Below are 9,909 nucleotides of genomic sequence, written 5' to 3' on the forward strand. Positions count from 1 at the left end.
TGCCCTTGCCCTTGCCCTTGCCTTTGCGATGGATGCGGTTCTTCAGGCCACGGGCACGCAGCTTGGTTTCCATTTCCTGTGAGCGATAGGCCGGGTCTGCCCGGACGTTCGCTCCGGTGTTGCCCCGCATCAGCAGATGATCTACCGCTTGGCTGTCATGCAGGGCGGCGTTGCTGACATGGTAGCGCCGGACCAGCTTGTGCTTTCGGTCCACATTCACATGGTTTTTGTAGCCGTAATGGCTCTTGCCGTGTTTCTTCGTCCGCCGCGCGTCAGTGCCCCTCTGCGCCCGCTTGGCCGGTTTGTCGGCCCAGCCGTCGGGCTCTTCACCCGCCTTTATGGCCTGACTTTCATCACGCGTGTTATGGTTCTTAGGCACCCGCACGATGGAAGCATCCAAAATCTGCCCGCCGCGTGCGATGTAACCTTGCCGTGCCAGGTAACCGTCGAACTGCTGGAAAAGCGCCTCAACCACCCCCGCCTGCGCCAGCCCCTCGCGATAAAGCCAGACGCGGTCTTGGCGTCAGGGGCCCGGTCCTAAAGCCCGGGGCCGAGGAAGCGCATGAAGGGCAGCCGATCACGCACCTGATATTCGGTCTGGTCGTCGGACAGGTTGTAGAGCGTGCCCACTACCAGCGTCTTGAACATCACCACAGCGTCCATCGGTTTGCGGCCCGCCCGGGACTAGCGCGCCGCCGCAGGCTTGCGCCAGCCCCGCTCCAGCGTCGGGCGACCCCCCTCCCACGGCACGATGGCGTCAATCTCGACCATAGGGTCACGCTAGGCATCAAGGCTCACATAGCGGTCTGAAAGGTCAAAGAAACCCATCCGAACCATCGTCAAACCCCTGCCGCCGCAGGCCCGCCGCTTTCTATCCCAACGCAGAGGTCAGGGACATGTTCGAGGTACCCTAATGTCAATGGCAAAAGGGTCCGGTTTGTGCATCGGCATGCAGTCACCACCCCTGATGGTTTAGAAAAACCATTCAGTTCCAATTGTTTGAGCACTCCATGGGTGGGCGCGATCGATCAGTTCGACCGCCGTGTCACAGCGGGCAACAAAATCTACATAGAGCCGATCATGCGCGTGATCGCCAATCCCGCGCGCCGCACGCATTCGGGCGACAAAGGTCTGGGCGCCATTGCCAAGGACGCGGGCGCGGACAGCGGGTTGGGCATTGCGTTGATCTCAGCCCATACGGTGCCCAACGAAGTGTATAACGATCGGCTTGTTGTTTTAAATGCGGTGCCTACGCCCATTGTGCGGAAGCGGTATCTGCTGAGCGCGCGTGATTTCGAACCTCCCCCGCCGCGCGCGTGGTTGAAAGCTGGATCCAGGCCAATGGTCAGCTTTGTCTGCCGGAACCTCTGCCCACCTGAATTCCATCTTTTGCGCTCGATTCGAAGGTCGAGTGTTTGATCCTAACGGCATGTGCCCAGAAGAATTTCGGATCCACCTTTGTTGATCCGGTTAAGCAAACCCACAAAACGCCACGGTGTGTTGAAAAAATGAGCATAGGCTGGGAGTCGCTGGACTTTTTGTTAATCGGCGCGGGGCCTTTGGCTGCCGTGGCGCACGTGTATACGACTCAAAGCGCAAAAATGCCGAATTTGGTTTCCTGTTAGATATTTGAAAATAAACATTAACTTCGGAAAAATTGCGCAATCGTTAGCTGTAAAACGCAGGCGGGATCGCTGATGTCTTGATGCGCTGTTGGTGTGATCCGGAGCCCAAATTGACCAGAAAATCGGCGTCTCTCTGGGGAAATACACCGTAAACGCAGCAGAAGCCACAACCGAAACTCCCACGCTGTTGCATAAGTTTCACATATAATGTCACAAAACTTATGCAGTCTTGTGTATTTTTGTGGGATATCGAGGTTTTTTGTGGATCACCCCCAAATGAACGACGCCACTGATAAAATACCTCATCGCGGACGCGAGTTGTTGGAGGTGCTGGCCCGCCTGGGTGGGTCAGCCCGCAACGCTCAAATTGCGCAGGTGATGGGTGTTTCAGAAGAAACCGTGCGCCGGTTGGTCAAAGGCCTCGCGGAAGCAGGGAAAGTGCAGCGCGTCCATGGCGGCACCTATTTGAGCGTGGAGCAAGACGCGCCGATGTATTCCGGTGCGCTGGAGCAGAACGCAGCTGAAAAGTCGCAAGTTGCTCGCACCGCGCTGTCGCTGATCGACGATGGCATGACCCTGTTTGTGAACGTAGGCTCCACCACAACATATGTCGCGGAACAGCTGCGAGAACGGGCCAATCTGACGGTTGTGACCAACTCGATCTCGGTTGTCGGTGCCTTGGCAGAACACAATGGAACGCGCGTGTTCCTGACAGGTGGTGAGGTGATGCGGGCAGAACGTGGATGTTTCGGGCGCAGGGCCGAGCTTTTGGTGCGCCAATTCGCCTATGACGCGGCCATTTTTGGCTGTGATGCAGTTTGCGCCGACATGGGCGTGTTGATCGCCAACCCTGCAGAGGCGGAATTGACCCGTACGGCGGTTGAGCACGCGCAAAACGGGATCGTGGTGACCGACAGTGGAAAATTCAACCGCCGCGCGGCCTGTGTCGCCTGCGATCCAGAACAGATTTCCGACCTTGTGACCGAAGCGGCCCCTGATGCCGCGCTGCAAGATGCGCTGCAGGGATGGGGCATTCGCACGCATGTGGCAGACCCCGCTGCGGCCGCAATCAAAGACGTAGACCTACCGAGTTAACAACCTCTTTTCCTATCTCAAACCTTGGTCCCCTAGAAATGGCTTGGAGCAACATGAAACATCTTCTTCTGACCAGCACCGCGGCAATCCTTTTGCCCGGTATCGTAGCCGCTGCCTGCCCGGCAGTGACCATTGCCGACGGTAAAGGTGTGGCTGCCGGTGATTTCCCGCAGCAATATGAACTGGGCGAGTTTAACAGCAAAGCGGCTTGTGAGCTGTCCTTTGCCGAGAACCCCGCTCTTGCGGATCTCAACAGCAAGATCTTTGGCAACCCAGCCTTGCCTGCACTGGCGGACCGTCTGCCACAAGAACCGCTGATTTCAGCGCCATATGACAGCATCGGTCACTATGGTGGCCAGCTCGAAGCGCTGTCCAATGCAACCGAATCCGGTACTTCGGACTTCTTGTCAGTGCGTCACACCTCGCTGGTGCGTTACGCGGATGACCTGCAGACCATCGTGCCCCACGTTGCAAAATCCTTTACCTGGAATGACGACTTTACCCAGCTGACTGTTGAGCTGCGCAAGGGTCATAAATGGTCGGATGGCGCGCCGTTCACCTCGGCCGATATCCTGTTCTGGTACAACAACCTGATGATGGACACGAATGTCATCGCCGAAGCCAAAGCCTATGTGCTGGCTGGCGGTGAGCCGATGGACGTTGTGGCTCTGGACGAGACCACAGTTCAGTTCACAATGAAAGCGCCCAAGCCTGGGTTCATCGAAACCTTTGCAGCGCAATATGTGCAACCCTATCAGCCGGTGCATTTCCTGGGTCAATTCCACCCGGCGATTTCCGCTGACGCGGATGAAAAAGCGCAGGCACTAGGCTATGAGAACGGCTATGACCTGATCAAAGCTTACTATGGCAACTCTGACTGGACAGACACGCCTTCCCCAATGCTGACAGCGGGCGACAAACTGGCCGGTCTGTCAAAGCACGCAACCCCAACGTTGGAAAGCCACATCGTTGTCAAAGAAGACGCGGAAGGGCGCCATTTTGTTGCCAACCCGTATTTCTTTATGGTGGATACTGCGGGCAACCAGCTTCCTTACATCAACGAACTGAACGAAGCCTATATCGGTGACGAAGAAGTTCGGACGCTGAAACTGCTGAACGGCGAAGTCACCTATAAATCGCAAGCCGTGAACCTGTCGTCTGCACCTGTCCTTCTGGAAGGTCAGGAAAAGGGCGGCTACGGTATTTCGGTTCGCCCTACCATCGCGATGCCATCCGTTGCCTTCAACCTGACCCATGAAGATGAAGCCATGCGCGCCATCTTTACGGACATCCGGTTCCGCACTGCGATGTCTATTGGTATGAACCGCGACGAAATCAACGAGACAGTTTATTTCGGCCTGGGCACACCGCAGCAATATGTTGGCTTCTCTCCGCTGCCGGACTTTATCGACAGAAAATGGGCTAGCCACGAGATCGCGTTTGACGCGGACAAAGCCAATGCGCTGCTGGACGAAATCGGTCTGGTTGATGCCGATGGCGATGGCGACCGTGACCTGCCAAATGGCGAACCCTTTGTGCTGGACTGGCAATTCGCCACCCAAGCGGCCTCCTCCCAAATGGTTGAGCTGATTGCGCAAAACTGGACCGACCTGGGTGTGACCACCAACATCAAGGAAGTGACCTCTGACGAGTATCGCTCGGCACAATCTTCCAACAATCTGGACGTTCTGATGTGGGTTGTTGGCCAGCCTGCAGGTTCGATTCTGGGTGATACGCAGCTGTGGGTTCCACCGTATTCGGACTACTTTGGTCTGCGTCCAGCGATTGGTTGGGCGGAATGGGTGTCCTCTGATGGTGCCGCAGGTATTGAACCACCGGCATGGGCCAAGTCGCTGTCTGACGACACCGCCGCCTATCAGTCCTCGATCCCGGGTTCGGACGTGCAACAGGAAATTGGCGCACGCATGGTTGAAACCATGACCGGTTCGCTGACGTTCATCGGCACCGTGTCCGCCCCTGCGCCGATCTATGTCAGCACCAAGCTGAATAACGTGCCCGAGTTCAAGACATCGTCTTATGAATTCTACCGCACCTATCCTTACCGCGCGACCCAGTGGTGGTTGAGCGAGTAATCTAAACCGCAGAGCCGGGCGCTGAAACAGGCGCCCGGCTTGTCACCGGGGAGACGGAAATGTTCAATTTCGCGCGGTTTGCTGCAACACGAGCGGCAATGGCTTTGGTCACGTTGGTCATTGTCTCGCTGGTTGTTTTTTCTTTGATGGAATTGGTGCCGGGCGATTGTGCCGAACGGTATCTGGCCTACAAAAACACCCAAGGGCAGGCGATTACCCTGGCCGATATCGAGGCCGAACGCGTCCGGCTTGGTCTGGACAAACCCTTTTTGCAACGTTGGGTCAGCTGGCTGGGCGGAGCTTTTCAAGGGGATTTCGGCGAAAGCTGTATCCTGCGGGTCGATATTGCTCAGCTGTTGGGCTCGAAATTTTGGATTTCCCTATCCGTATGCCTCGGCGCTTTGATGCTGGCCTATGCGATTGCCATTCCAGTTGGCATTATCTCCGCCGCGTCGCGCAATGCGGCGCTGAACAACGTGCTGCGGGTTCTGTCCTATCTGGGGCTGGCGCTGCCGAATTTCCTGTTGGCGTTGATGATTATGCTGTTTGCCACGGTCTATTACGGCAACACGCTGACGGGTCTGTTTTCCCCCGAATACAAGGACGCTCCGTGGAGCTGGGATAAATTTGTAGACCTGGCCAAACACGCCTGGCTGCCTGTTTTCATCCTCGGCTGGTCGGCGACCGCCTTTGCGCTGCAAACCGTGCGGGCCTTGATGTCTGATGAAATCGGCAAACTTTACGTGACGGCTGCCTCTGCGCGCGGCGTTTTTGGTATGCGCCTGCTCTGGCGTTACCCGGCGCGCCATGCCTTGGGGCCGATTGTGAACAGCCTTGGGTTTGACCTGAACCGGATCTTTAACGAGCTGCCCGTGGTGGCGCTGATCCTGACCTTGACTGAGGCGGGTTCGCTGCTGTTGGAGGCTTTGGCGCGGTCAAACGACCAGCAATTGGCCGGTGCGATCATCTTCCTTTTGACCGCATCCATTGTGACATTGAACTTTGCAACGGACGTATTGCTGGCGGCGATTGATCCGCGCGTCCGCAAAAGCATTCTGAGGTAACAAGATGGGCGACGCGACATTGGAAACCTCCCCCGACCGGTCCAGCAAAAAGAAAGAGGCCTATTTCACCGCCTCCCAAGGGCAACTGATCTGGGCGCGTTTCAAAAAACAAAAAACGGCGATGGTCGCTGCGGTTGTCTTGGTTGTGCTGGTCTTGTCCGGCCTGTTTGCACCGTTTCTGTCGCCTTATGATCCGACAGTTGCCGGGCGGGACAAAGATTACCTGAACGGGGCACCGCAGATCCCGCAGTTCTGCGATAAAAACGGCTGCTCTATCGTACCGTTTGTGCACCCGGTAACCCGTGAACGCTCGATTGAGACCAATTTTCGCTGGGTCGAAAAGGTCAACGAAGACGAACGCGTGCACATGGTGTTCTTTGTCAAAGGTGACCGGTACAAGCTGTTCGGTTTCATTCCTGGCTCGCTTCACCTGTTTGGTATGGAAGAGGGTAAGATCCACTTGTTTGGCACCGACAGCGCGGGCAAGGACATCTTTTCACGCACGCTTCACGCGGTTTGGACGTCATTGCAGGTGGGCACCATTGGGGTGTTGATCTCCTTTGTGCTGGCCTTGGTGATCGGCGGTGTCTCTGGATACTACGGCGGCTGGCTGGACAGTATCGTGCAGATGATCACCGATGCGATCCGGACAGTGCCTGCGATCCCGCTGTTTATGGCGATCGCCGCCTTTGTACCGGCGGATTGGTCGGCAGAGATGCGGTTTTTCTTTATCTCCATGATCCTGGGGCTGATCGGCTGGCCAACGCTCGCGCGGCGTGTCCGCACCCATTTGTTGACTGAGCGGAACCAGGAGTATGTGCTGGCCGCGCAGCTCTGTGGTGCCAGCGGCGGTCACATCATTCGCCGCCATCTGCTGCCCAGTTTCACCAGCTATATCATCGTCGATCTGGTGATTTCCTTTCCCTATATGGTGCTGTCCGAAACAGCGCTGTCGTTCATCGGATTGGGGTTGAAGGATCCGGTGAACTCCCTTGGTGTGATGCTGCAAAACGTGACCAAGGCGGACGTGCTGCTGAACTATCACTGGTACTTCATTCCGGTCTTCTTCTTCATCACGCTGGTGCTTGCCTTTGTCTTTGTCGGCGACGGGCTGCGCGATGCGGCGGATCCTTATGCGGAGGCCAAGAAATGAGCCTGTTGGACGTTCAAAACCTGACGCTTGAATTCAAAACCGACGAGGGGTTGGTGACGGCGGTGGATGACGTGTCCTTTACCTTGGAAAAGGGTGAGGTCATGGGGCTGGTGGGCGAGTCCGGATCCGGCAAGTCGGTGACCGCCAAAGCACTGATGAAGCTGAATGCCCAAAACGCGGCCTATGGACCCGACAGTCGGATCGATTTGCAATTGGGGGATGGCAGCACTGTCGACGTGATGTCCTTGAACCGTCCCAAAGATCTGCAAGTTGTGCGCGGGGGCGCGGTTTCGATGATCTTTCAGGAACCGATGGCCAGTTTTGCCCCGGCGCTTCCGATTGGAAAACAGATGGTGGAACAGCTTCTGATCCACGCCGACCTGTCAAAAGCCGCGGCCAAGGCGCTGTCGATCGAAATGTTGGATCGTGTTGGCATTTCGGATGCCGCCACCCGCTTCAACCAGTATGCGTTTGAGATGTCCGGCGGCATGCGTCAACGCGCGATGATTGCGATGGCGCTGTCGACCAAACCGCAGCTTTTGATCGCGGATGAGCCGACAACCGCGCTCGACGTGACCATTCAGGCGCAGGTGATCGACCTGATGAAGGAGCTGGTAACGGAATTTGGCATGGGTATCATTTTCATCACCCATGATCTGGGCGTGGTCGCACAGACCGCTGACAAGGTTGCCGTGATGTATCTGGGTCGCATGGTTGAACAGGGGCCGGTGCGCGATGTGATCCGCAACCCGCAACATCCCTATACGCGCGGGCTGATTGACGCCTTGCCCAAGCTGGACGATTTGGACGCGCCTTTGGTTCCAGTCCCAGGCGACATTCCCAGCCCGTTGGAACGCCCTTCGGGATGCGTGTTTCACACCCGCTGCAGCCAATCGTTGGGCCAAATGTGCCAGACCAGCGTGCCAGAATGGAGCCATCGCAACGCGGACCATAAATGCGCCTGTCACTTGGTATTGGACGGAGCGGGACAATGACCAACAGACCTTTGATCTCAGCCCGCAACCTGTCGGTGTCCTTCTCTGTCGGTGACTCGATTTTCAAACGTCAAAGTCTCAAGGCGGTGGACGGGGTTACATTGGACATCCCCAAAGGCTCGTTCTTTGGTGTGGTCGGGGAATCCGGGTCGGGCAAAACGACGCTGGGGCGGGCTTTCTTGAACGCGGTGCCGATTGCTGGTGGATCTGCCACCTATGACGACGGCACGGTTGAATATGCGCTGGACAAGATGTCGGCATCCGACCTCAAATCCTATCGGCGGCTGGCGCAGCTGATCTTTCAAGACCCCTATGCGGCTCTGTCGCCCCGAATGACCGTGCGCGACATTATTGCCGAGCCTTTGGAGGTGATGGGGATCACCAAAACCCGTGAGGAAACCGACCAACGCGTGCGTGAAATCGCGGCCAGATGTCGGTTGAACCTGGAACATCTGCGCCGCTTTCCTCATGCGTTTTCCGGCGGTCAGCGGCAGCGAATTTCCATCGCGCGCGCGCTGGCCTGCGGGCCTCAGTTCGTGGTTGCGGACGAATCTGTGGCGGCGCTGGATGTCTCCATTCAGGCCGATATCTTGAACCTTTTGAAGTCATTGCAACGGGATCTGGGTCTGACCTTTATGTTCATCAGCCATGATCTGTCGGTTGTGGCCCATACCTGTGATCATGTTGCGGTGATGTATTTGGGCCGGATCGTCGAAAGCGCCCCAACTCGGGACTTGTTTCAGGCACCACGCCATCCCTATACGCGGGCGCTGTTTTCCGCGATCCCGTCGTTGGACCCTGATGATCGTGGAACGGTGCAAAAACTGCAGGGTGAAATCCCGTCACCGACCAACCAGCCCTCGGGCTGCAAATTCCACACCCGCTGTCCCCATGCGGACGATCTGTGTCGACGCGAAGAACCTGCGCTGGAGTCTGATGGCAGTGCTCATCAGGTCATGTGCCACCATTGGAAAGCCTTGATGGCTGAAGCTTAAAACCCATAGATCCGAACGAAGAAAGGGGCCGCATTGTTGCGGCCCCTTTCTGTTTTTGAGGTCTGCGAGGTTTACGCAAACAGCAGCGCGTTGTTTTGCTGCAGTTCGGCCAATGAGGTTGTGAACCCATCGTCATCAGCGAAGGTGGCGATGTCGACGAAGTTGCCATCGCCATTTGCGCTGATCGCCAGGGTTTGTTCTCCGTTGGCGTTGACGCCCAGGGCGACGTAGTCGGCTACTGCGCTGATATCTGCGTCAAAGTTGGAGAGCAGCGCGGAGATATCCAGCTGATCACCCTCCTCGAACGAGAAGTCGCGCAGGCGGTCCACACCGTCCAGGCTGTCAAAGACAAAGGTGTCTGCGCCAGTTCCCCCAAAGATGTTGTCAGAACCATCACCACCCGAGATCACATCGTCCCCACCGCGTGTGTGGATGAAGTCCGATCCCGCGCCGCCATAGAAGGTGTCCGATGCGTTGGAGCCGAACAGAGTGTCGTAATACTCGGTCCCGACGACAACTTCGAAGTTCACCGCAAAGTTGGCTGAGGTCAGGGCGACGTCTAGCTCCGCGTCACGTGTTTCGCGTGCGGTCAATCCGGTGCTTTCGTCCACCTCATAGTTGGAAGAGTAGATACGGATGGCCGATGCATCACGATCCGCAACCAGGTTTTGGTTGAACAATTCACCAAACTGTTCGCCATAGCTGTTGATCGATCCGATGATACGGCCACGTCCTTCATAGGCCGTCAGCTGCAGCACATCCGCGTCACCGTCACCTGCGTTGAGCAGCTCGCCCACAACATTGCTTTCAGTGATGATGTTGTCGTCTTGATGAACTTCGACGGTGATGGTTGTTTCGGTGACGAGCCCGCCATCTGTGACTTCGATCT

At 56.7% G+C, this 9,909-nt stretch carries 8 protein-coding genes and 1 pseudogene; 7 read left to right on the plus strand and 2 right to left on the minus strand.

Annotated elements, in window-relative coordinates:
* Positions 1 to 837, minus strand: a pseudogene (locus KMP13_RS14420) (IS5 family transposase); the annotation flags it as partial.
* 177 nt (positions 838 to 1,014) lie between these two features.
* Here KMP13_RS14420 and KMP13_RS14425 point away from each other — a divergent pair.
* From KMP13_RS14425 to KMP13_RS14455, 7 genes are all read left to right on the plus strand, one after another.
* Positions 1,015 to 1,419: a hypothetical protein gene (locus KMP13_RS14425; protein ID WP_215266625.1), complete on the plus strand. Its 405-nt coding sequence runs from the start codon at positions 1,015 to 1,017 to the stop codon at positions 1,417 to 1,419.
* Positions 1,420 to 1,901: 482 nt separating this feature from the next.
* Positions 1,902 to 2,720 (plus strand): DeoR/GlpR family DNA-binding transcription regulator, encoded by an 819-nt coding sequence (locus KMP13_RS14430; RefSeq protein WP_215266626.1) that lies wholly within the window; start codon positions 1,902 to 1,904, stop codon positions 2,718 to 2,720.
* A gap of 53 nt (positions 2,721 to 2,773) precedes the next feature.
* Positions 2,774 to 4,813, plus strand: coding sequence for an ABC transporter substrate-binding protein (locus KMP13_RS14435; protein WP_215266627.1), 2,040 nt, complete (start codon positions 2,774 to 2,776; stop codon positions 4,811 to 4,813).
* A gap of 59 nt (positions 4,814 to 4,872) precedes the next feature.
* Positions 4,873 to 5,877: an ABC transporter permease gene (locus tag KMP13_RS14440; protein ID WP_215266628.1), complete on the plus strand. Its 1,005-nt coding sequence runs from the start codon at positions 4,873 to 4,875 to the stop codon at positions 5,875 to 5,877.
* 4 nt (positions 5,878 to 5,881) lie between these two features.
* Positions 5,882 to 7,030 carry an ABC transporter permease gene (locus KMP13_RS14445; RefSeq protein WP_215266629.1) on the plus strand — a complete coding sequence of 383 codons (1,149 nt, stop codon included), beginning with the start codon at positions 5,882 to 5,884 and terminating at the stop codon, positions 7,028 to 7,030.
* Complete coding sequence (locus tag KMP13_RS14450; protein WP_215266630.1) at positions 7,027 to 8,025, plus strand: ABC transporter ATP-binding protein; 999 nt, start codon at positions 7,027 to 7,029, stop codon at positions 8,023 to 8,025. Before KMP13_RS14445 ends, KMP13_RS14450 begins: the two co-directional genes overlap by 4 nt.
* Positions 8,022 to 9,020, plus strand: coding sequence for an ABC transporter ATP-binding protein (locus KMP13_RS14455; protein ID WP_215266631.1), 999 nt, complete (start codon positions 8,022 to 8,024; stop codon positions 9,018 to 9,020). The genes KMP13_RS14450 and KMP13_RS14455 overlap by 4 nt, the downstream gene beginning before the upstream one ends.
* Positions 9,021 to 9,091: 71 nt before the next feature.
* Here KMP13_RS14455 and KMP13_RS14460 read toward each other — a convergent pair.
* Positions 9,092 to 9,909, minus strand: an 818-nt coding sequence (locus tag KMP13_RS14460) for a calcium-binding protein (RefSeq protein WP_215266633.1), incomplete at its 5' end; no start/stop codon positions are given.

This window comes from Epibacterium ulvae (assembly GCF_018678075.1).
GTDB classification, from domain to species: Bacteria; Pseudomonadota; Alphaproteobacteria; order Rhodobacterales; family Rhodobacteraceae; genus Epibacterium; species Epibacterium ulvae_A.

Excerpts from the sequence above, each read along its gene's own strand:
- KMP13_RS14430 (WP_215266626.1), top strand. The coding sequence starts at position 1,902 with ATGAACGACGCCACTGATAAAATACCTCATCGCGGACGCGAGTTGTTG.
- KMP13_RS14455 (WP_215266631.1), top strand. The coding sequence starts at position 8,022 with ATGACCAACAGACCTTTGATCTCAGCCCGCAACCTGTCGGTGTCCTTC.
- KMP13_RS14440 (WP_215266628.1), top strand. The coding sequence starts at position 4,873 with ATGTTCAATTTCGCGCGGTTTGCTGCAACACGAGCGGCAATGGCTTTG.
- KMP13_RS14445 (WP_215266629.1), top strand. The coding sequence starts at position 5,882 with ATGGGCGACGCGACATTGGAAACCTCCCCCGACCGGTCCAGCAAAAAG.
- KMP13_RS14450 (WP_215266630.1), top strand. The coding sequence starts at position 7,027 with ATGAGCCTGTTGGACGTTCAAAACCTGACGCTTGAATTCAAAACCGAC.
- KMP13_RS14435 (WP_215266627.1), top strand. The coding sequence starts at position 2,774 with ATGAAACATCTTCTTCTGACCAGCACCGCGGCAATCCTTTTGCCCGGT.